Source organism: Thalassococcus sp. S3 (assembly GCF_004216475.1).
Classification (GTDB): Bacteria; Pseudomonadota; Alphaproteobacteria; order Rhodobacterales; family Rhodobacteraceae.
Genome location: NZ_CP022303.1, coordinates 1,332,835 through 1,359,272, shown reverse-complemented (window position 1 = coordinate 1,359,272; position 26,438 = coordinate 1,332,835). Strand labels below are relative to the sequence as shown.

Genomic DNA, 26,438 nt, shown 5'->3' with positions numbered 1-26,438 from the left:
CAAACCAGTCTCTCCACTTTCTCCAAATACCCAAATCCACCGTCTCATGGGCAAAGGCCTGCGCATTTTATAGATGTTGATTTGGGTATTTGGAGAAAGTGGAGAGATGGGGTGCACCCGGCACAGCAAACCGGAACTCCCTCTTGCACCTCGGGGCGCCATCCCTATAAGGCAGGACAATTTGGGCGCAGGGGGCGCCCGACGCACGACATAGAGGGCCCGGCCATGCCAAAGAGAACCGACATCAAGTCGATCATGATCATCGGCGCGGGGCCTATCGTCATCGGACAGGCCTGCGAATTCGACTATTCCGGCGCGCAGGCCTGTAAGGCGTTGCGCGAGGAAGGATACCGGGTGATCCTGGTGAACTCGAACCCGGCGACGATCATGACCGACCCTGGTCTTGCCGATGCCACCTATATCGAGCCAATCACGCCAGAGGTCGTGGCCAAGATCATCGAAAAGGAACGTCCCGATGCCCTCTTGCCCACGATGGGCGGGCAGACGGGGCTGAACACTTCGCTGGCCCTTGAAGAAATGGGGGTGCTGGAGCAATTCGGCGTGGAGATGATCGGGGCCAAGCGCGCGGCCATCGAAATGGCTGAGGACCGCAAGCTTTTCCGGGAGGCGATGGACCGGCTGGGCATTGAAAACCCCAAGGCCACCATCGTCACGGCCCCGAAGACCGAGGCCGGCATCAAGGATCTGGAAGCTGGCGTGCAACTGGCGCTCGACGCATTGGACGAGATCGGTCTGCCCGCCATCATTCGCCCGGCCTTTACCCTCGGGGGCACCGGCGGCGGCGTGGCTTATAATCGTGACGATTACATCCATTTCTGCCGCTCCGGCATGGACGCCTCACCGGTCGGGCAAATTCTGATCGACGAAAGCCTGCTGGGCTGGAAGGAATATGAGATGGAGGTGGTGCGCGACACCGCCGACAATGCCATCATCGTCTGCTCCATCGAGAATGTGGACCCGATGGGCGTGCACACCGGCGATTCGATTACCGTGGCGCCGGCCCTCACACTAACCGACAAGGAATACCAGATCATGCGCAACGGCTCCATCGCCGTGCTGCGCGAGATCGGGGTGGAGACGGGCGGCTCCAACGTGCAATGGGCGATCAACCCCGACGATGGCCGCATGGTCGTGATCGAGATGAACCCGCGCGTCTCCCGCTCCTCAGCGCTCGCCTCCAAGGCCACTGGTTTTCCCATCGCCAAGATCGCCGCCAAGCTTGCCGTGGGCTTTACACTGGACGAGCTCGACAATGACATCACGGGCGTCACCCCCGCCTCTTTCGAGCCGACCATCGACTATGTCGTCACCAAGATCCCGCGCTTTGCGTTTGAGAAATTCCCCGGCTCTGAGCCCTACCTGACCACCGCGATGAAATCGGTGGGCGAGGTCATGGCCATCGGGCGGACCATCCACGAAAGCCTGCAAAAGGCTCTGGCCTCAATGGAAACGGGCCTCAACGGGTTTGACGACATCGACATCCCCGGCGCCCCTGACAAGGCCGCCATCGTCAAGGCCCTCTCGCAGCAGACACCCGACCGCATCCGCGTCATCGCCCAAGCCATGCGCCACGGGCTGAGTGATGACGACATCCATGCGGTGACAATGTTCGACCCGTGGTTCCTCGCCCGCATCCGCGAGATCGTTCAGGCCGAAGCCGAGGTGGCCGCAAACGGCCTGCCCGTCACCGAAGACGGCCTGCGCGCGCTCAAGATGATGGGCTTTACCGATGCGCGCCTCGCCAAGCTGACCGGCCGGGAGGAGGACAACATTCGCCGGGCCCGCCACAACCTTGGCGTCACTGCCGTCTTCAAGCGTATCGACACCTGCGCGGCCGAGTTCGAGGCCCAGACGCCCTATATGTACTCCACCTACGAGGCGCCCATGATGGGCGAAGTGGAATGCGAGGCGCGGCCCTCAAATACCAAGAAGGTGGTGATCCTGGGTGGTGGTCCCAACCGGATCGGGCAAGGGATCGAGTTTGACTATTGCTGCTGTCACGCCTGTTTCGCGCTGACAGAGGCGGGTTATGAGACCATCATGGTCAACTGCAACCCCGAGACGGTCAGCACCGATTACGACACCTCGGACCGGCTTTATTTCGAACCGCTCACTTTCGAGCATGTGATGGAAATCTTACGCGTGGAGCAAGAGAACGGCACGCTCCACGGCGTGATCGTCCAGTTCGGCGGCCAGACGCCGCTCAAGCTCGCCAATGCGCTACATGAGGCGGGCATCCCGATCCTCGGCACAACGCCCGATGCCATCGACCTGGCCGAAGATCGCGAGCGCTTCCAGCGGCTCGTTCAGGATCTTGGCCTGAAACAGCCCAAGAACGCCATCGCCCACACCGACGACGAGGCCCGGCAACGGGCCGAGGAGTTGGGCTTTCCCCTTGTCATTCGCCCCTCCTACGTCCTCGGTGGCCGCGCGATGGAGATCGTCCGCGACACCGCCCAGCTTGAACGCTACATCTCCGAAGCCGTCGTCGTCTCCGGCGACAGTCCCGTCCTGCTCGACAGCTATCTCGACGGTGCCGTGGAACTCGACGTCGACGCCCTCTGCGATGGCGAAACCGTGCACGTCGCCGGCATCATGCAGCATATCGAGGAGGCCGGCGTCCATTCCGGCGACAGCGCCTGCTCCCTGCCGCCCTATTCCTTGCCGGCCGATATCATCGACGAGGTCAAACGCCAGACCCACGATTTGGCCAAGGCCCTCAACGTCGTTGGCCTGATGAATGTGCAATTCGCCATCAAGGACGGCGATGTCTACCTGATCGAGGTCAACCCCCGCGCCTCCCGCACCGTGCCCTTCGTCGCCAAGGCCACCGACAGCGCCATCGCCTCTATCGCCGCGCGGATCATGGCGGGCGAACCCTTGTCGCACTTCCCCCTTCGCGCGCCCTACGACGCGACCGCCTCCTATGACACCGTATTGCCGCTCGCCGATCCGATGACGCTGGCCGACCCCGACATGCCCTGGTTCTCCGTTAAGGAGGCCGTGATGCCCTTCGCCCGCTTCCCCGGCGTCGATACGATCCTCGGCCCTGAAATGCGCTCCACCGGAGAGGTCATGGGCTGGGACCGTGACTTCCCCCGGGCCTTCCTCAAGGCCCAGATGGGCGCAGGCATGGTCCTGCCCACCTCCGGATGCGCCTTCATCTCGATCAAGGACGCCGACAAAACGGGCGCCATGCTGGAAGCCATCCGCACGCTGATCGGCCAGGGCTTCACCCTCGTCGCCACGCGCGGCACCCAAAGCTGGCTGGCCGAGGCGGGTGTGGCATGCGGCGTGGTCAACAAGGTCTACGAAGGCCGCCCGGACGTCACCGACATGATGAAGAACGGCGGCGTGCAATTGGTGATGAACACCACCGAAGGCGCGCAGGCGGTCGAGGATTCGAAATCTATCCGCTCCATCTCCCTCTACGATAAAATCCCGTATTTCACGACAGCCGCCGGGGCGCAGGCCGCGGCGCAGGCCATCAAGGCACAAGCGGAGGGGAATGTCGGAGTGAAGGCATTGCAAGGATGACGAAAGAGTTTACTTTTCGTTGAGTGCTCTGACTATAACGTCACCAACGGAGGTTATCGTGCCGCTCGACGTTACAGTTCTTGGAGAAGGGATATACACCCCTCGAGAAGCGGCTCGCCTTATCGGGAGCAGACCGCAAGACATCTTGCGCTGGACGAGAGGTTCAGGTGCAACATCCCCGCTTTGGCAGGCTCACTACCAAGCAATAGAAGACGCAACCGAGATCAGCTTTTCTGACTTGGTCGAGCTACGCATCGTGAAAGCGTTGCGGAGAGCCAACATTTCTCTCCAGGCAATCAGATTTGCGATTTCGCACGCGAAGAAGCTGTTCGGAGTGGATCATCCTCTCGCCTCGTTGCAGTTCAAAACCGATGGAGCGGAGATACTTATCGATGCGGTTGAGGAAGACGGAGAGCTCATGAGCCTTTCACGTCGTCGTCCAGGACAAAAAGTCTTTGCCAAAATCATTGATCAATCTCTTAACGATCTGGAGTTTGAAAATGGCCAGGCCGTGCTTTGGCGACCTTATCGGTGGAAAGCCATCGTCATCGACCCTAAACGCCTCTTTGGCGCGCCGATCCTAGAAGACTACGGGGTTTCGACGTCAACCCTTTATGAAGAGTTCCAAGTGTTCCAGGATATCGGCTACCTGTCAAAAATCTACGAGATACCCAAAAAGTCCATTCAGGCTGCGATATTTTACGAACGCACGCTTGATGAGGTCATGGCCCAAGCAGCCATTGAAAGCACTCCTTGACCATAACATGCCACCTGCGATTGCGCGGGCGATGCACGAGCTTGTAAAAGTGGACGGCCATGAGGTTTGGGCCCTTCGTGAAAAGTTCTCACATGACATCTCAGATATTGAGTATTTTGAAACGCTTGGCCGCGAACGCGATTGGATCGTCATCTCCAAAGATCGGGCAAACGCAAAGCGAAAACCTGAGAGAGCGGCAATCTTGAATTCAGGCGTACTCGCTTTCTATCTGAATAGCTCCGTTCAAAAGCAACGGATCAATGAGCAAGCCGCTACGCTTATGTGGCAATGGGACAAGCTGCTGTTGCAACGCAAGACAAACGAAAACGGTTTATTCGAGCTACCGGTTGGCAAAGGCACAAGATTCAAAAGCCTCTAAGACTCCAAACCAATCGACAATCCCATCCCACCCAAGCTACCCTGATCCCGCGCGTTCACGCATCACCGGGGACCTCATTCCATGAAACGCCTTCTCATCCTCATCGCAGGCCTGGCACTCACGTTGGCCATCGTTCTCGTCCTGGCCCCCACGCTCAGCCAACGCCCCGCCGAAATGGCAATTGAAGTGGAGGAGTTTGCGTCGGAGCTGGAGGAAAACCTCTCCGCATCGGTCCCTCCGCCCGACGAGGTGATCATCCTTGAAGAGCCCGTCATGATCGCCCCGCCCGAACCCGAGGAGCCGTTCTTCAACGTCCGCGTCTCCTTTGCCACCAATCGGGGACTCTCCGCCGATCCCGGACGTCGACCCGCGGACCAGTTCACCTCCGATCACGGGGTCCTTCTCTGGGGGCAGGCCGATGTCTCCATACCCACGATCCACACACGCGGTGAGCTTGAGACGCCCGGCTGGCTGGAGCGAAAGATCTTCGGCATGGACCCCGCCCGCCACATCGTCCTTCAGGACGTGCTGATCGGCACCGAGGACGCCGTCCTCTCGGCCCTGCGTACCGAATTGGCCAACACCTCCGCCAATGCCGTTCTGCTCTATGTCCACGGCTATTCGACCACATTCGAAAAAGCGGCCCGCCGCATGGCACAGATGAAGCATGATCTGGAATTCGACGGACCCGCCGTCTTCTTTTCCTGGCCCTCCAAAGGGGCCACCGCCGCCTACCCTCACGACAGCAACATGGTCCGCGTCACCCAGCCCCGGATGAAAGAGGTGCTGGCCAAACTCTCCAACCAGGGCGCCGACCGCGTCGTGGTGATCGCGCATTCCATGGGCACGCAGATCCTGTCCTACGCGCTCACCGACCTGATCCGCGAAGACCCGGAGGCTGCCGCCCGCATCCGCACCGTCATCCTTGCCGCGCCCGACATCGACGCCCGTGTTTTCACCGAGCAGCTGGCCCCCGCCTTCCGTGCTTTGCCAGAGCCCGTGACGCTTTATGCTTCGTCCAACGACACCGCTCTCAAGGCGTCGCGCCGGTTCAACGGCTATGACCGGATCGGAGATGCGTCCGAAGTGCTTCAAGCCCTGGAGGGGATCGTGGTCATCGATGCCTCAAACGTGATCTCCGACTTCTTCGGGCACGTCTATTTCGCCGAGAACACGTCGATCCTGTCGGACATCTATCGCAAGGTAAATCTGGGCCTGAGCGCCGACAAACGGGAGGGCCTTGTGCAGATCGACACCGAGACAGGTGCCATCTGGCGGATCACAGGGCCCTAGTATCGCCACATTTCAGCCCCAGGTTACCCTTGTCGATATGGAGACCGAACAGATGCGCATGACCTTTGCCTTCCTGAGCCTTTTCCTGCTCACGGCCTGCGACGTTCCGATCGTGCCGCTGATCTGATCCGGCTACAGCACCGGCTTGCCCCTTTCGCGTCGCGCCTATAATTTCGGCCAAACGCAATGTGTCAGGGGCAAATCGTGAGCCACATTCCCGCCATCACCGGCACCGGGGTCTTTACCCCGGAAAAGACCATCACCAACGCCGAACTGGTCGCCGCCTTCAACGCCTATGCCGACAGGTTCAACGCCGAACACGCCGCGGCCATCGCCGCCGGTGAGATCACCGCGAAAGAGCATTCGTCCGAAGACTTCATCGTCAAGGCCAGCGGGATCGAGCAGCGCTATGTGATCGACAAGTCCGGCATCCTGGATCCCGAAGTCATGCATCCCCTACTGCGCCAGCGCGCCGACGACGAACCGTCGCTGATGGCGGAAATGGCCGTGGATGCGGCCAACAAGGCCCTGGCGCAGGCCGGTAAGACGGCGGCGGAGGTGGAGGCCGTGATCTGCGCCGCCTCCAACCTCGAACGGGCCTATCCGGCCGTCGCCATCGAGATCCAGAAACTTCTGGATATCAAGGGATTCGCCTTCGATATGAACGTGGCCTGCTCCTCCGCGACCTTTGGCATTCAGGCCGCCGCCGACATGGTCCGCTCCGGCTCCATCCGCTCGGCCCTGGTGGTCAACCCGGAAATCTGCTCGGCGCATCTCGAATGGCGCGACAGGGACTGCCATTTCATCTTCGGCGATGTGGCGACGGCCACCCTGATCGAACGGGCCGAAGATGCGCAAGGTCCCTATTTCGAAATCAAATCAACCCGCTGTGCCACGGAGTTTTCAAACAACATCCGCAACAATAACGGTTTTCTTCGCCGCTCCCGTCCCGATGGCATGAAAGACCGTCGCGACATGCAATTCATGCAGGAAGGCCGTAAGGTCTTCAAAGAGGTGCTGCCCATGGTCAGTCAGCATATCGCTGCTCACATGGACGACGATGGTGTTCAAAGCAGCGATCTCAAACGCCTCTGGCTGCACCAGGCCAACAAGACGATGAACGATTTCATCGGCAAAAAGGTCTTGGGCCGGACGCCGGAACCGGGCGAACAGCCCAACATCCTGCAGGATTATGCCAACACGTCCTCCGCCGGATCGATCATTGCCTTTTCCAAGTATTCGGATGATTTCGAAGACGGGGAATATGGCCTGATCTGTTCCTTCGGCGCCGGGTATTCGGTAGGCTCCGTCCTCGTCCAGCGCCACGCCTGACGGGACGGTGGGCGGGGCGACTTGCAGCTTGCTGCAAGAGCGTCGTCCCGCCGGCTCACATCCCCTTCAACGACACCCTCTTGTGCACGTCTTCGGCACTCTCGACCCGTTCGGAGTATCGGTCGACCAGATAATCCTTGCGCCCACGCAGCATCCAGGTGAACTTCACCAACTCTTCCATCACGTCCACGATCCGACGATAGAGCGGGCCATTGGGCAGCCGACCGTCCTGCCCGAATTCCAGCCAAGCCTTCGGAATGCTCGACTGGTTCGGGATCGTCACCATCCGCATCCAGCGCCCCAGAATGCGCATCTGATTCACCGCGTTGAAACTCTGCGATCCGCCAGACACCTGCATCACCGCCAGCGTCTTGCCTTGTGTCGGCCGAATCCCCCCTTTCATCGACAACGGCAGCCAGTCGATCTGGGTTTTCATCACGCCGGTCATCGCGCCATGCCGCTCCGGGCTTGACCAGACCATACCCTCCGACCAGGTCGCAAGCTCCCGCAATTCGGCGACCTTGGGATGATCCGCATCCGCGTCATCCACCAGCGGCAGGCCTGCGGGGTCATAGATCCGCGTCTCGCAACCCAGCGCGCGCAGAACCCTCGCAGCCTCTTCCGCCGCTTTGCGGGAATAGCTTACCTCCCGCAAGGACCCGTAAAGAAGCAGGATCCGCGGCTTATGCCTCGGATCTCCCGGTGCTGCGAGCATGTCGATATCCACCGGCTGCAGCATGCCATCGACGATCTCCGGCAGATCGCCCAGGTCGAGTTCTTCCGTCATCGCGCGCCTCCATCTTCCTCCCCTTGGCACCTGCCCCGAAACCCATCCCGAGGCAACCCACTTGTGAGCCTCCGACGCCCGGCTTAGACGGACAGCCATGGCTAAGCTTTTCTTCAACTACTCCACAATGAATGCCGGCAAATCGACCGTGCTGCTTCAGGCGTCTCACAACTACCGGGAAAACGGGATGGCAACCTTCCTGCTCACCGCGGCCATCGATGGCCGCGCGGGCTCCGGACGGATTGCCTCGCGCATCGGCATCGGCAGTGAGGCCGAAATTTTCTCTCCCGATGACGACCTCTTCGACCGGATCGACACCGCCCTCGCCAGCGTCGAAATCCGATGCGTCTTTGTGGATGAAGCACAATTCCTCACGCGCGATCAGGTCTGGCAACTCGCGCGCGTGGTCGACGATCTCAACGTACCGGTGATGTGCTACGGCCTGCGTGTGGATTTTCAGGGAAACCTCTTTCCCGGATCCGCGGCCCTTCTTGCCTGGGCGGACGAGATGCGCGAGGTCCGCACCATCTGCAAATGCGGTAAGAAAGCCACCATGGTGATCCGCCAGGACGATCAGGGGCGTGTCCTGACCGAAGGCGCCCAGGTCCAGATCGGCGGCAACGAAACGTATGTATCGCTCTGTCGCCGGCATTGGCGAGAGGCGGTAAAGGATCGCGGATGATCAGGCCGTGACAGCGTTGGGCAAGGGCTTGCCCGCGGCAAAGGCCTGCAGGTTGTCCAACGCCATATGCCCCATCGCCGTGCGCACCTCCAGCGCGGCTGTGCCCAGGTGCGGCAACACCGTCACCCGGTCAGACCGGATCAACGCGTCCGGCACCTTCGGCTCGAACTCGTAGACATCCAGACCGGCCCCACCGATCTCCCCCCGCTCCAACGCTGAAATCAGCGCCGTTTCATCCACGACATCCCCACGCGAAATGTTGATCAGATGCGCTCCGGTCCGCATCGCGCTGAAAACCGACCCATCTATCAGATGATGGGTCTCTGCTCCCCCGGGCACCGCGACTGCGAGCACGTCAACATTCGCAGCCAGGTCCTGAAGACTCTCATGCCGCTCTGCGGGATAAGGCAGATCCTTCGCACTGCGGCTTTGATAGTGAACCGCCATCCCGAACCCGAAATGCGCCCGTCGTGCGATCGCCTGCCCGATACGGCCCATACCCACGACACCCAGCGCCTTGCCGGTCACGTGCAGGCCCAGCATCTGTGTCGGATGCCAGCCGGACCACTGACCGGAGCGCACCAGGCGCTCTCCCTCCGCCGCGCGGCGTGCGGACATCAGCATCAGCATGATCGCAATATCGGCGGTGGCGTCGGTCACAGCCCCCGGCGTGTTCGAGACGGCAACACCCGCAGCATCGGCAGCAGCCACATCTATATGATTGTAACCGACTCCAAAGTTTGCCAGCAGCCGGCAGCGCGACCGGGCGGTTGAAAAGACGTCCGCCGAAAAGGCATCTCCAAGGGTAGGCAACACAAGATCATAGTCCTCAAGCGCCCGCTGCAATTCTTCCTCTGTCAGCGGCGTATTGGCATCCCGCATATCGACATTGAAGAGGCTCCGCCCCCGTGTCTCGATCTCCTCTGGCATGGGACGCGTGATCAAAAGCCGCATCAATGCATCCGCCCCCCGACCGGCACATCCTTGTCCGGTCCGATCAAAACGATCTCGCCGCTCGCATCGGGCAGACCCAACACCAACACCTCCGACATGAATTTACCGATTTGCCTTGGGGGGAAATTCACCACCGCCAAAACCTGACGGCCCACCAGCATATCCGGACTGTAATGCGCCGTAATCTGCGCCGAAGACCGCTTCTCGCCGATCTCTCCGCCGAAATCGACCCACATCTTGATCGCAGGCTTGCGGGCCTCCGGAAATGGTTCGGCCTTCACCACGCGGCCCACTCTGATATCGACGTTCAGGAAATCGTCAAACGTAATCTCAGCCACGGGAAAGCTCCCTGGATCTCTCGGCGGCTGCCTTCACCGCTTCCCTCATCAGAGCCGGAAAGCCGCGCCCCGCATCCATAAGCACCTCAAGTGCCGCCTGTGTGGTGCCGTTCGGGCTGGTGACGTTCACCCGCAATTGTGCCGGACTGTCCTCCGCCATCTCCGCCATCGCCCCCGCGCCCGCGACCGTGGCCCGAGCCAGACGCAGTGCCAGATGCTCCGGCAATCCTTCAGACATGCCCGCCTCCGCCAGCGTCTCGATCAGATGAAAAACGTAAGCCGGGCCGGACCCGCTCACGGCGGTCACCGCATCCATCTGCCCCTCGTTCTCAAGTCGGACAGTGTCTCCGATCGCCGATAAAAGCGCCTCTGCCGCATCAAGATGATCTGCCGTTGCAGCCACATTGCCGATCAGCGCCGTAATCCCCTTGCCGATCGCCGCCGGCGTATTGGGCATCGCGCGGATCACCGGGGTATTCTCTCCCAGCACCGTTTTGAAATAGGACAAGGGCGTTCCAGCCGCGACAGAAAGAAACACGGTCTGCCCGCCCCCCCAGGCCTTCAGGCTCGGCAGGGCTTCGGCCATCATCTGCGGTTTCACAGCCACAAGGACCAAACCCGGTCTGTCCGGCAGAGCCTTGTTGACGTTTACGCCCCGGTTCCGAACCCAATCCGACGGTGCGGGATCCTGCACCCAGACAGATCCGCCCGGAAACCCGTCTTTCAGCCAACCCTCAAGCATGGCCGACCCCATCTTGCCGCAGCCCAAAAGCACAAGTCCCCGAGCTGCAAGGTCATCCCGCCACATGATCTCTCCCCCGATCGTTTCAGGGGCCAGACTTACGCGCGGCCATAAGCCTCTGCAATGGCGACCTGCATCGCTTCCTGTGGCGTGCGATCGCCCCAGATCAAAAGCTGCATCGCCGGATAATACCGCTCAGCACTCAACACGGCCGCGTTGATCATCGTGTCGATCTGCTCAGCACTGGCCACCTGCCCTCCGGCCAAGACCAGCCCGTAGCGGTAGACCATCAGCTTCTGCTCGGCCCAATAGGTGAAAGCACCCGCCCAGCATTGATCGTTCATCGCGTTGAGAAGCTCGTAGAGCCGCACAAGCTGATCCTCTGGCGGGTCCATCTCGAAGGTGCAGACCATGCGCAGCGTCTCGTCATAGCCCGACCAGGCCAGCGTCAACGAATAGGTGCGCCATTGTCCTTCAACCGCCATCGCGATCTGGTCGTCCCCCAGACGGTCGAAATCCCACTCGTGATGCTCCGCCAGCGTTTCGACGATGTCGATCGGGTGAATCTCGTCTTCCAGAATATGCTCGGAAAGGGCCATGCTGCCACCTCACTCATCTCTAGCGGTCGGAGCCTGATGCGCTCCAAGCGCTAGGTGCCTGCTCTAAAGACCGGGGCGATCCCCCGTGCCCATACCAGATATGGTGCGGCCTGTTCTTGCGTCTGGCAACCCTTTATTTGGGGATAACCGCAATAAGTTGTGGATCAGCCGAAATCCTGCTCGAAATATCGCGAATGGTTAATAGAACCGCGCCCGTCCCTTCTTCTCGATAAAAATACGGGGGCCGAACATCAAAACCCCCGCGACCGGCCGGCATGCCGTGTCGCAGGGGCAAAAGGCTCCAAAATCGCGTGGCGCGTCAGCGCCTCCTTTGGATCACTTCTTTTTGCCTTTGGCTTCCAGCGCCTCGATCCGCGCCAGAAGGGCGTCGTTCTCTTCGCGCGCCTTCTGGGCCATCGCGCGCACCGCATCGAACTCCTCTCGGGTGACGAAATCGCGATCCGCCATCCAGCGGTCAATCATCGACTTCATCGCCGTCTCGGCCTCTTCCCGCGCGCCCTGGGCGACGCCCATCGCATTGGTCATCAATTGCGAGATATCGTCCATGAACTTGTTACGCGTCTGCATCTGTCATCTCCATGTCAGGTTGCACCTTATATGGGAGGGGCGCGCCCGCCGGGCAAGGTTGACTTGCCCCCCCAGCCAGAGGCATTGAGACGCATATGCAGGCCATGCTCCCCTTCCCCGACATCTCGCCCGAGCTGTTCTCGATCACCATCGGCAGCTTCGAATTTGCAATGCGCTGGTATGCGCTGGCCTATATCGTGGGCATCCTGATGGGCTGGCGCATCGCGGTGATTACCGTGCGTGCGACGCGCCTCTGGGCCCAGCGCCAGCCCCCGATGACACCCGCCCAGATCGAGGATCTGCTCACCTGGGTAATCCTCGGCGTGATCCTGGGGGGGCGGCTCGGCTTCGTTCTCTTCTACCAACCCGGCTATTACCTGCAGAACCCGGGCGAGATCCTGATGATCTGGCAAGGCGGCATGGCGTTCCATGGTGGCCTTCTGGGCGTGGTGATCGCCGCCTGGATCTATACCAGTCGCCAAGCCATTCCCAAGCTCAGTGCAGCGGACATCATGGCGCTGGCCACCCCGCCCGCGCTGTTTCTGGGCCGTCTCGCCAACTTCATCAACGCAGAGCTTTGGGGCCGCCCCACCGATCTGCCCTGGGGCGTGGCCTTTCCGGGCGAGGCCGCGCAATTCTGCCCCGAGGTTGCGGGTATCTGCGCCCGCCACCCGTCTCAGCTCTACGAGGCACTTCTCGAAGGGCTGCTTCTGGGGCTTCTGCTGCTTTGGATGGTCTGGCGGCGCGGTGCGCTCAACCGGCCCGGCCTGGTGGCTGGCACCTTCTTTGCCGGCTACGGGCTTGGCCGCTTCATCGTCGAATTCGTGCGTCAGCCCGATCCGCAATTCATCTCGCCCGGCAACCCCCTTGGCCTGGCGTTGCATATGGGCGGCTATGGGGTCACGATGGGCCAGATCCTTTCGATACCGATGATCGCGCTTGGTCTCTGGCTGATCCTGCGCGCCCGCAACCGCGCTGCCACCGCCCCCGCATGAGCCTGAAGGACGTGTTGATCGCCCGGATCCAGGCGGAGGGTCCGATCAGCGTGGCCGACTATATGGCCGAATGCCTGCTGCATCCGCAATTCGGCTATTACACCACCCGTGACCCGCTTGGCGTTGCAGGTGACTTCACAACCGCGCCGGAGATCAGCCAAATGTTCGGAGAGCTGATTGGCCTCTCGCTTGCTCAAAGCTGGCTGGACCAGGGCCGTCCCAACCCCTTCACACTGGCAGAGCTTGGCCCGGGGCGCGGCACACTCATGGCGGATCTGCTACGGGCGACAAAAGGCGTTCCGGGCTTTGCGGATGCCGCCCGAATCGTTCTTGTCGAAGCCTCGCCCGCCCTGAAGACCCGTCAAAAAGAAACCCTCGCTGGCTATGAGCCGCACTGGATCACCGCAACATCCGACCTGCCCGACCAGCCTCTCTTCTGCTTGGCGAATGAGTTCTTTGACGCCCTGCCCATCCGCCAGTTCCTGCGGGACGGGACCGGTTGGCGCGAACGTCGCATCGGGCTGGACGAATCGGTGCTGAGATTCGGGCTTGGCGTCCGGCAGGCCCAGCCAGCCCTGCAACATCGCCTGGATGACACCCAAGATGGAGATCTCGTGGAGCTTTGCACCGCCGCAGGTGCGGTTATGGCCGACCTCTCGGCACGGATCGCGCAGCATGGCGGGGCTGCACTCCTTGTTGACTACGGCGACTGGCGCTCGCTCGGTGATACGCTGCAGGCTCTGCGCGCGCATGAGCGCGTGGATCCGCTGAGCATGCCAGGCCGCGCCGATCTGACCGCACATGTCGACTTTGAAGCATTGGTGCAGGGGATCCCCTGCCGCCACAGCCGCCTTACCCCGCAGGGTGTGTTTCTGGAACGGTTGGGAATCACCGCGCGGGCGCAGGCGCTCGCCCAAAAGCTGGACGGCACCGCCCTGGATGCACTGATCGCTGCACATCGCCGGTTGACGCATCCCGAGGAAATGGGAAACCTGTTCAAGGTAATCGGCCTTTTCCCCGAAGGCGCCGCACCTCCGCCCGGGTTGGAGCCATGACACTTGAAATACTGACGTCCGACGTTCTGACCCCAATCACGCATGGGTTCTTCACCCGCCGCGGCGGCGCCTCTTCGGGGGTGTTCTCGGGCCTCAATTGCGGGATCGGATCAACCGACCAGACCGATATCGTCAAGATAAACCGCGACCGCGTCGCCGACGCGCTGGGGGTGGAGGACGGGGCGATGATTGGCGTGCGCCAGGTCCATTCTGCCGATGTTGCCATTGTCACCGAAGTTCCCTCTGACCGCCCGGTCGCGGATGCCGCCGTCACCAACATACCGGGGCTGGCCCTGACGGTGCTCACCGCCGACTGTCAGCCCGTCCTTTTCGCCGATCAGGAAGCGGGTGTTGTCGGCGTTGCCCATGCAGGCTGGCGGGGCGCGCTTGACGGCATTCTGGAGGCCACTCTGAACGCCATGGAAACGCTGGGTGCCCGGCGCAGCTCCATCGCTGCGGTCATCGGACCGTCGATCAGCCAGCGCGCCTATGAAGTCGGACCCGAATTCTTTGAAACCTTCCTGACCGATGACCCCCACAATGCACGGTTCTTCGCCAATGGTCAGGGGGACCGCCTTCATTTCGATCTGCCGGCCTATGGTCTGCACAGGCTGCGTGAGGCGGGCGTGGAGCAGGCGGAATGGACGCGCCATTGCACTTACTCCGACGAGGGTCGCTTTTATTCGTACCGGCGCAGCACGCATGCGAAGGAGGCTGACTATGGTCGGCTGATCTCGGCCATCCGGCTCTGAGATTGGGGCGAAAGCTGCCACATTTCGGCCAGGCCGGTTGAATTTGACCTTCGCAAAACCTTTAAAAACTCAGTAAAATTAAAAAGTTAACCCGGCCCTCGCTGATAATGACATATTCGCCCCATTTTTCCTAAAATCGGCCCTATAGGCGCCGCATTACGCCAGCATCTTGCAAACATCAGATGAAACCCGGGCGACCGGATGATGTTTCGGCAGGAGACCGACCATGAAAGTCAAAGACCGCTTCCTTAAGTCCGTGATCGCCACTGCGGCCACAACCGATGTTCACATGCCCTGGACCCGTGGCAAGACGCGCACAGCGATGATCCTGCGCCGCTCTGCCCCGGTTCTGAAGGCGGTCAAAACCGCCTGATCGGATCGGTCAAAGGACCAGACAAACCAACAACCCCGCCCGCAAATCGCGCGGCGGGTTTTTTCATGCCTTCGGCCCACCAACAGGGCGAATCAGAATGTGGCGGCGTTGATCCGGTTGACGAAACAAACGGCGAAGGCGCACTCGATTGACGCGGAATACATGCCAAAAGTGCGTGAATTTTTGACAGTTCCGCCATTTCATGCAAATTCTTCTCGACACGAAAACTGACTGACACATTGTCCGTCTGTCGTTGTCGGTGGGGGCCGACGCGGATGCGACCCTAAAGACGAGGGCTCGTTTCATGGCTTATATCCCCCTTCACTCGGCCAGCCGGTCCGTATCGGCTGGTCCGGATCTGCAGGATCTCAGAACCGCCCAAGGCAAAAAACCGCAGATGCGGCGGTACGATGTCGCGGCCCTTCTGCTCAACGGCGACACGCGGCAGATCCGGCAGGTCGCCCCGGCCCTCCCGCTTTTCGAAGATGCGTTCTGTGCCTTTGCCCGCGGCAGCCTTGTCGAGACACAGCATGGCCCCCTTGCGATCGAGGATATCTTGCCCGGCGATCGCATCCTGACGGCCAGTGGCCATCTGGAGCCCGTCCTCTGGATCGGCACCACGACGGTACAGCCCGGTCAAACAACGGCAAGCCGGCGTGATCTGAGGCTGACCCGGTTCATGGCAGACAGCTTCGGAATGGCGCGTCCGATGAGTGACGTGATCACCGGGCCGGCAGCCCGCGTGCTTCACACGCCGGAACATCTGCGCGCGCTCAGCGCCGGCGCCCAAGTTCTGACCCCGGTGCAAGCCTTTCAGGACGGGGTAAACGTGATCGAAACCACCCCGCCCACGCCGGTGCAGCTTTATCACATCTGCCTTGAAAGGCACGCGGTGATCCGGGTCGGCGGCCTTGAGATGGAGACCTATCATCCGGGGCCTGCGTTACTCCGCACGGCAAGCCACGCGATGCGCGGGCTCTTTTTGAACCTGTTCCCGCACCTCGGCACGTTGAGCGATTTTGGATTGCTGGCCTATCCGCGCAGCGGCGATGGCCAGGCCGACAGCATCAGCGCAGCTTAGGCGCTGCGACTCAGCCGCTCTTCGAGGATATCGAACGGCACGCCCGGGTCGTCCTTGGCGCCGCGGATCACCAGGGACGTCTTCACACTCGCCACGTTTGGCGTGGTCAGCAGCGCGCCGGTCAAGAAGCTTTGGAAGGTGCTGAGGTCGGGCGCCACGCACTTGAGGATGAAGTCGACCTCGCCATTCAGCATATGACATTCCCGCACCAGCGGCCAATTGCGGCACCGGTCCTCGAATGCGCTCAAATCCGCCTCGGCCTGGCTTTGTAGGCCGACCATGGCAAAGACCTGCACCTCAAAACCCAGTTCCCGGGCGTCGACATCCGCGTGATAGCCGCGGATCAGGCCCGCCTCCTCCAGTGTTCGAACCCGGCGCAGGCAGGGCGGCGCGGAAATGCCAACACGCTTTGCCAGTTCAACATTGGTCATCCGTCCATCCGCCTGCAATTCAGCCAGGATCTTGCGATCAATCGGATCCAGCCGTGTCGTGGCCATGTTCTGCTCCCCAAAATTCGCAGTTGTTATAACAGCGCCGCAGGCGCGCGCAATATTATTTCGCTGCAGCGCAATAAACCGTAAATCAGACGCATGTTTTTTGGGCGCCGGTCCAGCCATGTCCATCAACGCAAGCCCGCGGATCACGGAAAGCGGAGCGGGTCGTGACAGGGGGTTCAAAGCGCGCCCGGCGCCCGCTATATCCATGGCCCTGCGGCACGCAAGCGACTCGCCGCGCGGAGGTTGGGGGACAGCATGACCGAGACACGCCAAACCAAGGTTCTCATCATAGGTTCAGGACCTGCCGGATATACGGCGGGCGTCTATGCCAGCCGTGCGATGCTGGAGCCGATCCTGGTCCAGGGCATCGAACCGGGGGGGCAATTGACCACCACCACCGAGGTCGAGAACTGGCCCGGCGATACCGAAGTTCAGGGACCCGATCTGATGGTCCGCATGGAAGCACATGCCAAGGCGATGGGATGCGAGATCATCGGGGACCTGATCACCGACCTCGACCTCTCGCAGCGCCCGTTCAAGGCGATCGGTGATGGGGGTACGGTTTATCTGGCCGATGCCGTGATCCTTGCGACCGGTGCGCGTGCGAAATGGCTGGGCCTTCCTTCGGAGGAGAAATTCAAGGGCTTCGGCGTGTCGGCCTGTGCGACCTGTGATGGCTTCTTTTATCGCGGGCAGGAAATCGTGGTGATCGGCGGCGGCAATACGGCCGTTGAGGAAGCGCTGTTTCTGACCAACTTCGCGTCCAAGGTCACACTGATCCATCGGCGCGACACGTTGCGGGCGGAAAAAATCCTGCAGGATCGCCTGTTCAAGAACCCCAAGATCGAAACGCTCTGGTTTCATGAGCTTGAAGAAGTGGTCGGAACCGACGCGCCGCTCGGCGTGGAAGGCGTCAGGGTGAAGAACGTTCAGACCGGTGAGATCACCGAGATCGCGGCCAAGGGCGTCTTTGTCGCAATTGGTCACGCACCGGCAAACGAATTGGTCAAGGATGTTCTGGAAACCCATATGGGTGGGTATGTCGTCACCAAGCCGGACAGCACCGAGACATCCATTCCCGGTGTCTTCGCCGCCGGCGATCTGACGGATCACAAATATCGTCAGGCTGTGACATCGGCGGGTATGGGATGCATGGCAGCACTTGAGGCCGAACGCTTCCTGGCCGAACATCCGGTAGAGCACGCCGCCCAGGCCGCCGAATAGGCCAAGCCGCGCTGCATACCCGTCATGCACAGGATGGCATGCCTTGGCGGCTGTCCTGTTTTTCGGAGATTTTTCGCTCAATTGGCATGCACCGAGCGCGCTAAAACACCTCAGCGCGTCAAAAATGAGGCATCTCCGCCTAGACATTTGCCCTGTGCAGGGTCTATGCCCCGCGCGTCCGAGAGTGTTCAGCTCTCCCAGCTTAAACGACGAGACAATTCAAATGACGATGCTTGCCAATCTGGCTCCTATTCCAGAACTTTATGTGTCTTATGACTCCGCTCAGAAATTGAAGGTCGAAGCGGGCAATCTGAAAAGCCACGATCTGCTGCCACGCCAGATCTGCGATCTTGAGCTCTTGATGAATGGCGGTTTCAACCCGCTGAAAGGTTTTTTGAGCGAAGCAGACTATGACAGCGTCGTTGAGAACATGCGCTTGCAGGACGGCACGCTCTGGCCGATGCCGATCACGCTTGATGTGTCCGAAGAGTTTGCCGAAGGGATCGAGATCGGCGAAGATATCGCCCTGCGTGACCAGGAAGGCGTGATCCTCGCCACCATGACGGTGACCGATCGCTGGGTCCCCGAGAAATCGCGCGAAGCCGAAAAAGTGTTTGGTGCCGATGATCTGGCGCATCCGGCGGTGAACTACCTGCACAACACGGCGGGCAAAGTGTATCTGGGCGGGCCGGTCACCGGCATTCAGCCGCCCGTGCACTATGATTTTCGCGCCCGTCGCGACACGCCGAATGAACTGCGCGCCTATTTCCGCAAGCTGGGCTGGCGTCGTGTCGTGGCCTTCCAGACCCGCAACCCGCTGCACCGCGCGCACCAGGAACTGACATTCCGCGCCGCCAAAGAGGCGCAGGCCAACCTGCTGATCCACCCGGTCGTCGGCATGACCAAGCCGGGCGACGTGGACCATTTCACGCGTGTGCGCTGCTACGAAGCAGTGCTCGACAAGTATCCGTCGGCCACGACAACGATGAGCCTTTTGAACCTGGCCATGCGCATGGCCGGCCCGCGCGAGGCTGTCTGGCACGGCCTGATCCGCAAGAACCACGGCTGCACCCACATGATCGTCGGCCGTGACCATGCAGGCCCGGGCAAGAACTCCGCGGGTGAGGATTTCTACGGCGCTTATGACGCCCAAGACCTCTTCCGCGCCCACCAGGAAGAAATCGGCATCGAAATGGTCGACTTCAAACACATGGTCTATGTGCAAGAGCGCGCCCAGTACGAACCCGCGGACGAGATCGAGGATAAGGACAACGTCACGATCCTGAATATCTCGGGCACCGAATTGCGCCGTCGCCTGGCCGAGGGGCTCGAGATTCCGGAATGGTTCTCGTTCCCGGAAGTCGTGACCGAGTTGCGCCGCACCAAGCCGCCCCGCTCCAAACAGGGCTTCACGGTCTTCTTCACCGGCTTCTCCGGCTCCGGCAAATCGACCATCGCGAACGCGCTTATGGTCAAGCTGATGGAAATGGGCGGTCGCCCGGTCACGCTGCTGGATGGCGATATCGTCCGGAAAAACCTCAGCTCCGAGCTGGGCTTTTCGAAAGAGCATCGCGACCTCAACATCCGTCGCATCGGCTATGTGGCCTCCGAGATCACCAAGAATGGCGGGATCGCGATCTGTGCGCCGATCGCCCCCTATGCAACGACACGCCGGGCGGTCCGTGAGGACATCGAAAGCTATGGCGCCTTCGTTGAGGTGCATGTCGCGACGACGATCGAGGAATGCGAGCGGCGCGACCGCAAGGGGCTCTACAAGCTTGCGCGCGAGGGCAAGATCAAGGAGTTCACCGGTATCTCCGACCCCTACGATGTGCCCGAAAATCCCGAGCTTCGCGTCGAGACCGAGAATGTGGACGTCGACAACTGCGCCCATCAGGTTCTTCTGAAGCTCGAAAGCATGGGTCTGATCGCGGGCGAATAACGCCGCTTTCAACGCGCCGGAATTTGTCACAAATTCCGGCCGTTTTCCGTGTCGGAAAACGGCGCCAGCTTCAAAGCGCGTCGCGGATCGCCTCCGCGGCGCGTTTTTCCAGGTCACCATGACGCGCAAGTTCAGGCTGGATGCGTTCCAGTTCCGGACACAGTGCCTGATATTGCGCCTCAGAGGCCGCCAGGATCGCGGCACGCACCTCGTCTGCATTCTCGCAGATCACCAGCCCGTCTGTTTCAACGAAATCTGAAAGATTGGGACACCCCCAATAGATCGGAACGGTGCCGCACAGCACCGCATCGACCAGCTTTTCCGAAAAATAGTTTCGCTCCCGGACGTTTTCGATGACCACCGAAAAGCGATAGGGGGCCAGACCGTCTGCCTTACGCTCGAACGGGGTGTATCCGCGTCCCATCACGTCGACATCCAGATCGCGGCTGCGCACCCAGTCCACCGTTTCATGCCGAAGCATATGGCCCTCGGTATCCCGTTTGGCAGAGGCGATCAGAGACATCATTTTGATCTTCTTATTGGGAAGGCTTTGCCATTCGGGCACCCAGGTCGTTCCAAAAGGGAAGAAAAGAGCATTCGGGATGCGCCCCAAAAGCCGTTCGCTGAACGTCAGAACCCGAAAGAAGCGCCGCCATGACAGCCGCAGGAGCCTGATGTGGCGCGCATGGATGACCGAGGGCTCTCCCATCACCAGAGAAACCCGTGCACGAGTCCCCCAATCGGGCCGGATATGCAGCTCGGTCTTGGGGTAGACGATCAGATGATCCTCTGAGCCCAAGTCACGCAGTCGCCCGTCACGAAGCCGGTCCGGGCAGCCAAGGGGCCAGATCAGATCGGAAAGCGGCAGATCCGCCGACCGACGGCCCAGCGTCTTTCCATAGGGCAGAATTGCAATGGCAGGCTCTGTCATCAGGGCTCCTCTTTGCGCGCCCTATAGCGGCAAAGACAGCGGCCCGCAAAGACCTTGCGTCAGCCCCCTAAGGCAAATTCAGATCGCCCTGCATCAGAACATAAGCCTGGCCCCGCAGGCGGACCCCCGTCAGCGCGTCGGCCGCGCCCACCGGTGACACCTCTGCCCGACCGGGTCGTCCCATCCAATGTCCCTGCTCCGCCACAAACCGCCCGTGCGGTTTATGTCCCCTCGCCCAAAGATACGCCGCCATCGCGCCGGTCGCCGATCCGGTGAACGGATCCTCCGGGGGGCTGGGCGGCGCAAGCAGCAACCGCGAGAATGTGTCGCCGCCGGGCGACGCGCCCGTCAGGGTCACCAGAAACGGCTCCATCACGTCCAGGCCGTCGGCCCCGATGCTCCGCGCCAGCTCCGCCCATGCGTCGGGCACCAGGCACGCGCGCCGCAGCGCGTCGTGATCCCGAAGAAGGGTGATGCAAAACGGCAAACCTGTGGACACGATCTGAGGTGTATCGACAATATCTTCCGGGCAAAGCCCGACCGCCGCAGCGACAAGCGCCGGGTTTGCCTGCGCACCGAAGACCGGCTTCACCTGCACCATCTCGATCCCGTCCGGGGTCAGGGTGACTGGAACACGTCCCGCACCTGTCTCAAAGACAACCTCGTCGCCTGAAAGATGGCCCCGCGCCTGAAGCGCAGCAACGGTTGCAAGGGTGGGATGTCCGGCAAACGGTATCTCCCGGCTCGCCAGAAAGTATCGCACGTGGATGTCTGCCGTTTCCGAGGGGCCGACGAAGGTGCATTCCACAAGCCCCGTTTCCCTCACGAAGGCCATGCAGGTGTCTGCATCCAGATGCGCCGCGTCATGAACAACCGCACACCCGTTTCCGCCGAAGGGCTGGGTCGAAAATGCATCGACCCAGTCAAACTTGAAGCGTCTCAATGCACGGTGACAGGGTGCATGTCGTGCTGCCGCGCGAGAACAAAGGCCAACTTGCGGTCGGCGACCAACGCAAGTTGCTGACCATCGGCGTCGTGCACGGCGTAAAGCTGTTCCAGCTCACCCGCCTCTGCTTGCACGTTCTCGGGAAGATCGGCCACATCGACCGTCTTGACATAGACAATCCGCTGGTCTGCGTCTTTCAAATCAATCGGTGTATTCATCCGCTTACCCTTTCCTGATGTTGATCGTCTGCACCACCGTCTCGGGCATCGCCCTGGTCAGATCGACATGCAGCAATCCGTTTTCCATGATCGCCTCGCCCACTTCGACACCATCGGCCAGAACAAAGGTACGCTGGAATTGCCGCGCGGCAATGCCGCGGTGCAGGAACACGCGCCCCTCGCCATCCTCTTTCTGGCGACCCCGGATGACCAATTGACGGTCCTCCACAGTGATCGCGAGGTCCCCTTCCGCAAAACCGGCAACAGCTAGGGTGATGCGGTACGAATAATCAGACGTCTGTTCGATGTTGAAAGGCGGATAGCCTTCATTTCCGGATTTCGCCGTGCGCTCCAGCAGGCGTTCCAGTTGCTCGAACCCCAGAAGATGGGGGTATGAGCCCAGGGTAAGTTTTGTCATTACCACGTCCTTTGGCAGAAAAGCGACGGTTGGTGCGGCCCCGTTCTGGCAGCCGCTGGTTAGGAATATGGGAAGAAAACGCCTCTATAACAAGGGCTAGTCGAAATGACATTAACGCGATATTCTAAAGCCCTGGAAGCCATCTTTGAAAAGCCACATCGATGAATGCCCCCACCGACCTCGCCATGGACACAGACGAAGTTCTGCGCACGCAGCTCGAAGCCCTGCGCGTGCAGCACCGGGATCTTGACGACGCCATCACTGCGCTCAACGAAAGGCCGACGGGCGATCAGCTCAGCATCCGCCGCCTCAAAAAGCAGAAGCTGCAGTTGAAAGACAAGATCGCCCTGATCGAAGACCGTCTTACCCCGGACATCATCGCCTGATCCGGCCCGTTGCCACGCGCCTGCATTTGGCTATAGTGCGCGCTCTTTCGCGGTTAGGGACAGGCGGATATGGGGCAGATCGAGGTGGGGATCATCATGGGCAGCCAGTCGGACTGGCCCACGATGAAAGAGGCGGCCGATATTCTCGACGCCCTCGACATACCCTATGAAACACGGATCGTGTCCGCGCACCGCACTCCGGACAGGCTTTGGGATTACGGCCGCACCGCTGTGGAACGCGGGCTGAAAGCCATCATTGCCGGCGCCGGAGGGGCGGCGCATTTGCCTGGCATGATGGCCTCCAAGACCCGTGTCCCGGTCATTGGCGTGCCGGTTCAGACGCGGGCGCTTTCGGGCGTCGATTCGCTGTATTCCATCGTGCAGATGCCCAAGGGGTTTCCCGTCGCCACCATGGCGATCGGCGCGGCAGGCGCGGCCAATGCGGGACTGATGGCCGCCAGCATCCTCGCGGTGAGCGACGCGGCCCTTGCAGCACGTCTCGATGCCTGGCGCGCGGCCCTGGCGGCGTCCATCCCCGAGGCGCCGCAAGATGACTGACCGCCTCGCCCCCGGCGCCACGATCGGCATTCTGGGCGGCGGGCAACTGGGCCGCATGCTCTCGGTCGCGGCCTCCCGCCTGGGTTTTCGCGCGCATATCTTCGAACCGGGCACGGCCCCTGCCGGCGATGTGGCCCACAGCGTCACGACAGCCCCCTACGAGGATGCATCCGCGCTCACAGCCTTTGCAAAGGCCGTCGATGTCATCACCTACGAGTTCGAGAACATCCCCACAGCCGCCCTCGACACGCTTGAGGCTCTTCGCCCCATCCGCCCCGGACGCGAGGCGCTCAGGATCAGCCAGGATCGCCTGACCGAAAAGACGTTCCTGTGCGATCTCGGCCTAGCCACCGCCCCCTTTGCTGATATCCAAGACGCGGACAGCCTCGACGCGGCCGTTGCCACGATCGGCACGCCCGCCATCCTGAAAACGCGTCGCTTCGGCTATGACGGCAAGGGCCAGGCCCGACTCACCACGCCCTTAGATGCCAAAACCGCTTTCGCCGCGATGGCCGGCGCCCCGGCTATTCTCGAAGGCTTCGTCACCTTCAGCCACGAGGTTTCCGTTATCGCCGCCCGCGGTCTCGACGGCACTGTCGCGGCTTTCGATCCCGGCGAGAATGTCCACGAGGACGGCATCCTACGCACCACCACCGTACCCGCCCGGCTCAGCGCCGCGCAACGCACCGACGCCGTGCTTCTGGCAGCCAAGATCCTGAACGCACTCGACTATGTTGGCGTCCTTGGGGTCGAACTCTTCGTCACACCCCAAGGGCTCGTCGTCAATGAAATCGCCCCGCGCGTTCACAATTCCGGTCATTGGACGCAAAACGGCTGCACGATCGATCAGTTCGAACAGCACATCCGCGCCATCGCGGGCTGGCCCCTCGGCGACGGCACGCGTCACACCGATATCGTCATGGAAAACCTCATCGGGGCGGACATGGACCGCCTGACCGATCTCGCAGCGCAACCCGACACCGCGCTGCACCTTTATGGCAAGGCCCAGGTCAAACCAGGCCGCAAGATGGGCCACGTCAACCGCATCATGCGCCCCGCCAGCCCCTGATGCGCAGGTCCCCTGCTTCTTCTCGACAAAAATACGGGATATCCCGCGCTCTCAACCAGCCTGCCGCCTCAGTTGAAGAACCGCGCCGCCACATCGCCCGCCATATAGCTGACCCGGCCCGCCGCAAAGGTCGCCGCCACACGGTCGCCCTCCAGCACCACCAGGTCCGCCCGCTGCCCCGGCAGAAGTGCACCGCGATCCTCAAATCCCAGCACCCGTGCCGGTCCGGCGGAGATCAGCCCCCAGGCCCTCGCCAGATCGCAGACCCCGCTTCGCGCCAGCATCAGCGCGGCCCGTCTTGGCGACGGATAGTGGTAATCCGACGCCAGAGCATCGCAAAGACCCATTGCCACCAGGTCCACAGCACTCACATTCCCTTTATGCGAGCCGCCCCGCACCACGTTGGGTGAGCCCATCAGCACCGCATCACCCGCCGCGCAGGCCGCCTCAGCCGCCTCCAGCGTCTCCGGAAACTCCGAAATCCGCACGCCCCGTCCCCGCCAGACCGCGCGCGCCTCGGGTGAAGCATCGTCATGACTGCCCATCCGCACGCTCTGCGCTGCCAGCCGTTCGGTCAGCCGATCTAACGCCGTCGGCACATCCGGCCCATTCTCGTGCAGCCGCTGCAGCAGCGCCAGATGGGCCTCGGGATTGCGCCCTGCTTTCAGGGCCTGCCCTGTCAGACTCTTCGGGCGCCGCCCCTCGGCCAGTCGGTCATGCGGCAGGTGATCGTTGAAGACGACATATCCCACCTGCCAGCGCGCGACCTTGTCGGGCAGCGTCTCGTAGGCTTCCAGCAAATGCGTCTCGAACCTCAGTTGCGGGTGAATGTCGGTGACCAGATCGCCCTTCACCCGCCCCATCGCCATGAAGACCTGATCGGCGAAGTCCTCGCCCCTCAGCCCCCCTTCCCAGCTCATGAACTGGGCCATCACCGCCGTGGTGATCCCGTTCGCCGCCAGCTCCGCCTCCGCCGCGATCAGACCCTGATCCATCTCCTTCATTGCTCCGCGCCTTGGCGCCATGTGCCGTTCGAACCCGTCGCCATGCACGTCCACGATGCCCGGCATCACCCGGTAGCCGCTCAGGTCCACAACGCGCCCGACCGGATCCCCCACAACGCACCCGCCCGCCACAGACAAAGGCGCACGCCGCAACCCACTCGGAAAGAGCACCTCTGCCCCCGTTACATCGAACTCAAGAGCGGTCATCTGTCGTCGATCTCCACCACCGGCGGCAAGACCTCCAGCGCCTCCAGCCAGGTCAGGCCGGGATCGAACTTCCCCGTTTCCAGAAACAGCAGCGTCTCGGCGATCACGCGCGGGTTGTTCATCATGAAAGTATGCGTCACTGGCAGCACGATATGCGCCTTCATCCCCTCCACGAAGGTGGCTTCGACCGAGACCTTGCCGTCATCCGGCCCCGGCAACATCGACGAAAAAAGCGGGCTCAGCGACTGGTTGCCCGCGATCACCCCCAGCTCGAAATCAACCGGCGGGAGGCTGCGCGGCACATCCTCGGCCCCTGTCCCCAACTGGCGCCCCGCAGGCCCCGTGATCCAGCCGAACACCTCCAGATCGCCGATCTCGTCCACCACCTCGCTGCCCTTGTTGGGCGGGGCCAGCATCACGACGCGGCCCAGATTTTCCAGCTTGGTCTCGGCCAGCCAGTGTCGCAGCAGGATCCCTCCCATCGAATGGGTCACGAAATGCACAGGCCGCGGCCCGCAGGCCTCCACCGCGGGCGGCAGCGTCTGCGCCACCAGATCCGCAATCGGCGCCTCGGTCGACGGATATCCCGGCCGCACGACGCTAAACCCCTGGGCGACCAGCGCTTCCTCCATCAAAGCAAAGGAGACCTCCGTCCGCGCCAAACCATGCAGCAGTATGACACAATCGGCCAGAACCGCCCCTGGCCAGAAGATGAGAAACGCAAGAACCGTACGCATAATACGCTCCAGATACGGTCAAAGACCGCCCAGCAA

The 26,438-nt window shown here is 61.5% G+C and carries 29 protein-coding genes; 16 read left to right on the top strand and 13 right to left on the bottom strand.

What is annotated here, in order from left to right; all coding sequences use genetic code 11:
• The first annotated feature begins 225 nt into the window (after positions 1-225).
• From carB to CFI11_RS06830, 5 genes are all read left to right on the top strand, one after another.
• Positions 226-3,558 (top strand): carbamoyl-phosphate synthase large subunit, encoded by a 3,333-nt coding sequence (gene carB / locus CFI11_RS06850; protein ID WP_130404348.1) that lies wholly within the window; start codon positions 226-228, stop codon positions 3,556-3,558.
• Between the two features lie 58 nt (positions 3,559-3,616).
• Complete coding sequence (locus CFI11_RS06845) at positions 3,617-4,315, top strand: hypothetical protein (protein WP_130404346.1); 699 nt, start codon at positions 3,617-3,619, stop codon at positions 4,313-4,315.
• A gap of 7 nt (positions 4,316-4,322) precedes the next feature.
• Positions 4,323-4,694, top strand: a complete 372-nt coding sequence (locus tag CFI11_RS06840; RefSeq protein WP_130404344.1) for a hypothetical protein — start codon at positions 4,323-4,325, stop codon at positions 4,692-4,694.
• 81 nt (positions 4,695-4,775) lie between these two features.
• On the top strand, positions 4,776-5,987 hold the full coding sequence (locus tag CFI11_RS06835; protein ID WP_130404342.1) for an alpha/beta hydrolase: 1,212 nt from the start codon (positions 4,776-4,778) through the stop codon (positions 5,985-5,987).
• Between the two features lie 204 nt (positions 5,988-6,191).
• Positions 6,192-7,319, top strand: a complete 1,128-nt coding sequence (locus tag CFI11_RS06830) for a beta-ketoacyl-ACP synthase III (protein WP_254449040.1) — start codon at positions 6,192-6,194, stop codon at positions 7,317-7,319.
• 55 nt (positions 7,320-7,374) lie between these two features.
• Here CFI11_RS06830 and arsH read toward each other — a convergent pair whose 3' ends face one another.
• A complete protein-coding gene (gene arsH / locus CFI11_RS06825) occupies positions 7,375-8,106 on the bottom strand; it encodes an arsenical resistance protein ArsH (RefSeq protein WP_130404338.1) in 732 nt (243 codons plus the stop codon).
• A gap of 97 nt (positions 8,107-8,203) precedes the next feature.
• Between arsH and CFI11_RS06820 the strand changes: the two genes are divergently transcribed.
• Positions 8,204-8,788 (top strand): thymidine kinase, encoded by a 585-nt coding sequence (locus tag CFI11_RS06820; protein ID WP_130404336.1) that lies wholly within the window; start codon positions 8,204-8,206, stop codon positions 8,786-8,788.
• On the opposite strand, the gene CFI11_RS06815 is transcribed toward CFI11_RS06820, so the two are convergent.
• The 5 genes from CFI11_RS06815 to CFI11_RS06795 form a co-directional block, all read right to left on the bottom strand.
• Positions 8,789-9,742 (bottom strand): D-glycerate dehydrogenase, encoded by a 954-nt coding sequence (locus CFI11_RS06815; protein WP_130404334.1) that lies wholly within the window; start codon positions 9,740-9,742, stop codon positions 8,789-8,791.
• Complete coding sequence (locus tag CFI11_RS06810; protein ID WP_130404332.1) at positions 9,742-10,080, bottom strand: tRNA-binding protein; 339 nt, start codon at positions 10,078-10,080, stop codon at positions 9,742-9,744. The genes CFI11_RS06815 and CFI11_RS06810 overlap by 1 nt, the downstream gene beginning before the upstream one ends.
• Complete coding sequence (proC, locus tag CFI11_RS06805; protein ID WP_130404330.1) at positions 10,073-10,888, bottom strand: pyrroline-5-carboxylate reductase; 816 nt, start codon at positions 10,886-10,888, stop codon at positions 10,073-10,075. Before proC ends, CFI11_RS06810 begins: the two co-directional genes overlap by 8 nt.
• 32 nt (positions 10,889-10,920) lie before the next feature.
• Positions 10,921-11,421, bottom strand: coding sequence for a YbjN domain-containing protein (locus tag CFI11_RS06800; protein WP_130404328.1), 501 nt, complete (start codon positions 11,419-11,421; stop codon positions 10,921-10,923).
• A gap of 336 nt (positions 11,422-11,757) precedes the next feature.
• On the bottom strand, positions 11,758-12,009 hold the full coding sequence (locus CFI11_RS06795; protein ID WP_130404326.1) for an accessory factor UbiK family protein: 252 nt from the start codon (positions 12,007-12,009) through the stop codon (positions 11,758-11,760).
• Positions 12,010-12,104: 95 nt separating this feature from the next.
• On the opposite strand from CFI11_RS06795, the gene lgt reads away from it, so the two are divergent.
• The 5 genes from lgt (at position 12,105) to CFI11_RS06775 (ending at position 16,265) form a co-directional block, all read left to right on the top strand.
• A complete protein-coding gene (lgt, locus tag CFI11_RS06790; protein WP_130404324.1) occupies positions 12,105-13,004 on the top strand; it encodes a prolipoprotein diacylglyceryl transferase in 900 nt (299 codons plus the stop codon).
• On the top strand, positions 13,001-14,059 hold the full coding sequence (locus CFI11_RS06785; RefSeq protein WP_130404322.1) for a class I SAM-dependent methyltransferase: 1,059 nt from the start codon (positions 13,001-13,003) through the stop codon (positions 14,057-14,059). Before lgt ends, CFI11_RS06785 begins: the two co-directional genes overlap by 4 nt.
• On the top strand, positions 14,056-14,811 hold the full coding sequence (gene pgeF / locus CFI11_RS06780; RefSeq protein ID WP_130404320.1) for a peptidoglycan editing factor PgeF: 756 nt from the start codon (positions 14,056-14,058) through the stop codon (positions 14,809-14,811). Before CFI11_RS06785 ends, pgeF begins: the two co-directional genes overlap by 4 nt.
• A gap of 226 nt (positions 14,812-15,037) precedes the next feature.
• Positions 15,038-15,184 carry a hypothetical protein gene (locus CFI11_RS24260; protein ID WP_165390204.1) on the top strand — a complete coding sequence of 49 codons (147 nt, stop codon included), beginning with the start codon at positions 15,038-15,040 and terminating at the stop codon, positions 15,182-15,184.
• A 304-nt stretch (positions 15,185-15,488) separates the two neighbouring features.
• On the top strand, positions 15,489-16,265 hold the full coding sequence (locus tag CFI11_RS06775) for a Hint domain-containing protein (RefSeq protein ID WP_130404318.1): 777 nt from the start codon (positions 15,489-15,491) through the stop codon (positions 16,263-16,265).
• Here the strand turns inward: CFI11_RS06775 and CFI11_RS06770 are convergent.
• Positions 16,262-16,762 carry an Lrp/AsnC family transcriptional regulator gene (locus CFI11_RS06770; RefSeq protein ID WP_130404316.1) on the bottom strand — a complete coding sequence of 167 codons (501 nt, stop codon included), beginning with the start codon at positions 16,760-16,762 and terminating at the stop codon, positions 16,262-16,264. The two genes, CFI11_RS06775 and CFI11_RS06770, sit on opposite strands and share 4 nt — an antisense overlap.
• Before the next feature lie 255 nt (positions 16,763-17,017).
• Here CFI11_RS06770 and trxB point away from each other — a divergent pair, with 255 nt between their 5' ends.
• Positions 17,018-17,986 (top strand): thioredoxin-disulfide reductase, encoded by a 969-nt coding sequence (gene trxB, locus CFI11_RS06765; RefSeq protein WP_130404314.1) that lies wholly within the window; start codon positions 17,018-17,020, stop codon positions 17,984-17,986.
• Between the two features lie 223 nt (positions 17,987-18,209).
• Positions 18,210-19,928 (top strand): bifunctional sulfate adenylyltransferase/adenylylsulfate kinase, encoded by a 1,719-nt coding sequence (locus tag CFI11_RS06760; protein ID WP_130404312.1) that lies wholly within the window; start codon positions 18,210-18,212, stop codon positions 19,926-19,928.
• Positions 19,929-19,998: 70 nt separating this feature from the next.
• On the opposite strand, the gene CFI11_RS06755 is transcribed toward CFI11_RS06760, so the two are convergent.
• From CFI11_RS06755 to CFI11_RS06740, 4 genes are all read right to left on the bottom strand, one after another.
• Positions 19,999-20,859 (bottom strand): glycosyltransferase family 10 domain-containing protein, encoded by an 861-nt coding sequence (locus CFI11_RS06755; protein ID WP_130404310.1) that lies wholly within the window; start codon positions 20,857-20,859, stop codon positions 19,999-20,001.
• Between the two features lie 67 nt (positions 20,860-20,926).
• Positions 20,927-21,802, bottom strand: a complete 876-nt coding sequence (locus tag CFI11_RS06750) for a PhzF family phenazine biosynthesis protein (protein ID WP_130404308.1) — start codon at positions 21,800-21,802, stop codon at positions 20,927-20,929.
• A complete protein-coding gene (locus CFI11_RS06745) occupies positions 21,799-22,023 on the bottom strand; it encodes a DUF1150 family protein (RefSeq protein ID WP_130404306.1) in 225 nt (74 codons plus the stop codon). The genes CFI11_RS06750 and CFI11_RS06745 overlap by 4 nt, the downstream gene beginning before the upstream one ends.
• A gap of 4 nt (positions 22,024-22,027) precedes the next feature.
• A complete protein-coding gene (locus tag CFI11_RS06740) occupies positions 22,028-22,441 on the bottom strand; it encodes an Hsp20 family protein (protein WP_130404304.1) in 414 nt (137 codons plus the stop codon).
• A 161-nt stretch (positions 22,442-22,602) separates the two neighbouring features.
• Between CFI11_RS06740 and CFI11_RS06735 the strand changes: the two genes are divergently transcribed.
• The 3 genes from CFI11_RS06735 to CFI11_RS06725 all read left to right on the top strand — a co-directional run bounded on the left by CFI11_RS06735 (position 22,603) and on the right by CFI11_RS06725 (position 24,454).
• Complete coding sequence (locus tag CFI11_RS06735) at positions 22,603-22,827, top strand: YdcH family protein (protein ID WP_130404302.1); 225 nt, start codon at positions 22,603-22,605, stop codon at positions 22,825-22,827.
• 69 nt (positions 22,828-22,896) lie between these two features.
• Positions 22,897-23,385 (top strand): 5-(carboxyamino)imidazole ribonucleotide mutase, encoded by a 489-nt coding sequence (gene purE / locus CFI11_RS06730; RefSeq protein ID WP_130404300.1) that lies wholly within the window; start codon positions 22,897-22,899, stop codon positions 23,383-23,385.
• The gene (locus tag CFI11_RS06725; RefSeq protein ID WP_130404298.1) at positions 23,378-24,454 is read left to right on the top strand and encodes a 5-(carboxyamino)imidazole ribonucleotide synthase; all 1,077 of its coding nucleotides are present in this window, start codon (positions 23,378-23,380) and stop codon (positions 24,452-24,454) included. The genes purE and CFI11_RS06725 overlap by 8 nt, the downstream gene beginning before the upstream one ends.
• 68 nt (positions 24,455-24,522) lie before the next feature.
• Here CFI11_RS06725 and CFI11_RS06720 read toward each other — a convergent pair whose 3' ends face one another.
• Positions 24,523-25,665 (bottom strand): alpha-D-ribose 1-methylphosphonate 5-triphosphate diphosphatase, encoded by a 1,143-nt coding sequence (locus CFI11_RS06720; protein ID WP_130404296.1) that lies wholly within the window; start codon positions 25,663-25,665, stop codon positions 24,523-24,525.
• Positions 25,662-26,402 carry an alpha/beta fold hydrolase gene (locus tag CFI11_RS06715; RefSeq protein ID WP_130404294.1) on the bottom strand — a complete coding sequence of 247 codons (741 nt, stop codon included), beginning with the start codon at positions 26,400-26,402 and terminating at the stop codon, positions 25,662-25,664. The genes CFI11_RS06720 and CFI11_RS06715 overlap by 4 nt, the downstream gene beginning before the upstream one ends.
• Positions 26,403-26,438: the final 36 nt, after the last annotated feature.

Coding starts and splice junctions, on each gene's coding strand:
- carB (WP_130404348.1), top strand. CDS start 226: ATGCCAAAGAGAACCGACATCAAGTCGATCATGATCATCGGCGCGGGG.
- CFI11_RS06840 (WP_130404344.1), top strand. CDS start 4,323: ATGCCACCTGCGATTGCGCGGGCGATGCACGAGCTTGTAAAAGTGGAC.
- CFI11_RS06835 (WP_130404342.1), top strand. CDS start 4,776: ATGAAACGCCTTCTCATCCTCATCGCAGGCCTGGCACTCACGTTGGCC.
- arsH (WP_130404338.1), bottom strand. CDS start 8,106: ATGACGGAAGAACTCGACCTGGGCGATCTGCCGGAGATCGTCGATGGC.
- CFI11_RS06820 (WP_130404336.1), top strand. CDS start 8,204: ATGGCTAAGCTTTTCTTCAACTACTCCACAATGAATGCCGGCAAATCG.
- CFI11_RS06815 (WP_130404334.1), bottom strand. CDS start 9,742: ATGCGGCTTTTGATCACGCGTCCCATGCCAGAGGAGATCGAGACACGG.
- proC (WP_130404330.1), bottom strand. CDS start 10,888: ATGTGGCGGGATGACCTTGCAGCTCGGGGACTTGTGCTTTTGGGCTGC.
- CFI11_RS06800 (WP_130404328.1), bottom strand. CDS start 11,421: ATGGCCCTTTCCGAGCATATTCTGGAAGACGAGATTCACCCGATCGAC.
- CFI11_RS06795 (WP_130404326.1), bottom strand. CDS start 12,009: ATGCAGACGCGTAACAAGTTCATGGACGATATCTCGCAATTGATGACC.
- lgt (WP_130404324.1), top strand. CDS start 12,105: ATGCAGGCCATGCTCCCCTTCCCCGACATCTCGCCCGAGCTGTTCTCG.
- CFI11_RS06785 (WP_130404322.1), top strand. CDS start 13,001: ATGAGCCTGAAGGACGTGTTGATCGCCCGGATCCAGGCGGAGGGTCCG.
- pgeF (WP_130404320.1), top strand. CDS start 14,056: ATGACACTTGAAATACTGACGTCCGACGTTCTGACCCCAATCACGCAT.
- CFI11_RS24260 (WP_165390204.1), top strand. CDS start 15,038: ATGAAAGTCAAAGACCGCTTCCTTAAGTCCGTGATCGCCACTGCGGCC.
- CFI11_RS06775 (WP_130404318.1), top strand. CDS start 15,489: ATGGCTTATATCCCCCTTCACTCGGCCAGCCGGTCCGTATCGGCTGGT.
- CFI11_RS06770 (WP_130404316.1), bottom strand. CDS start 16,762: ATGGCCACGACACGGCTGGATCCGATTGATCGCAAGATCCTGGCTGAA.
- trxB (WP_130404314.1), top strand. CDS start 17,018: ATGACCGAGACACGCCAAACCAAGGTTCTCATCATAGGTTCAGGACCT.
- CFI11_RS06760 (WP_130404312.1), top strand. CDS start 18,210: ATGACGATGCTTGCCAATCTGGCTCCTATTCCAGAACTTTATGTGTCT.
- CFI11_RS06755 (WP_130404310.1), bottom strand. CDS start 20,859: ATGACAGAGCCTGCCATTGCAATTCTGCCCTATGGAAAGACGCTGGGC.
- CFI11_RS06745 (WP_130404306.1), bottom strand. CDS start 22,023: ATGAATACACCGATTGATTTGAAAGACGCAGACCAGCGGATTGTCTAT.
- CFI11_RS06740 (WP_130404304.1), bottom strand. CDS start 22,441: ATGACAAAACTTACCCTGGGCTCATACCCCCATCTTCTGGGGTTCGAG.
- CFI11_RS06735 (WP_130404302.1), top strand. CDS start 22,603: ATGAATGCCCCCACCGACCTCGCCATGGACACAGACGAAGTTCTGCGC.
- purE (WP_130404300.1), top strand. CDS start 22,897: ATGGGGCAGATCGAGGTGGGGATCATCATGGGCAGCCAGTCGGACTGG.
- CFI11_RS06725 (WP_130404298.1), top strand. CDS start 23,378: ATGACTGACCGCCTCGCCCCCGGCGCCACGATCGGCATTCTGGGCGGC.
- CFI11_RS06720 (WP_130404296.1), bottom strand. CDS start 25,665: ATGACCGCTCTTGAGTTCGATGTAACGGGGGCAGAGGTGCTCTTTCCG.
- CFI11_RS06715 (WP_130404294.1), bottom strand. CDS start 26,402: ATGCGTACGGTTCTTGCGTTTCTCATCTTCTGGCCAGGGGCGGTTCTG.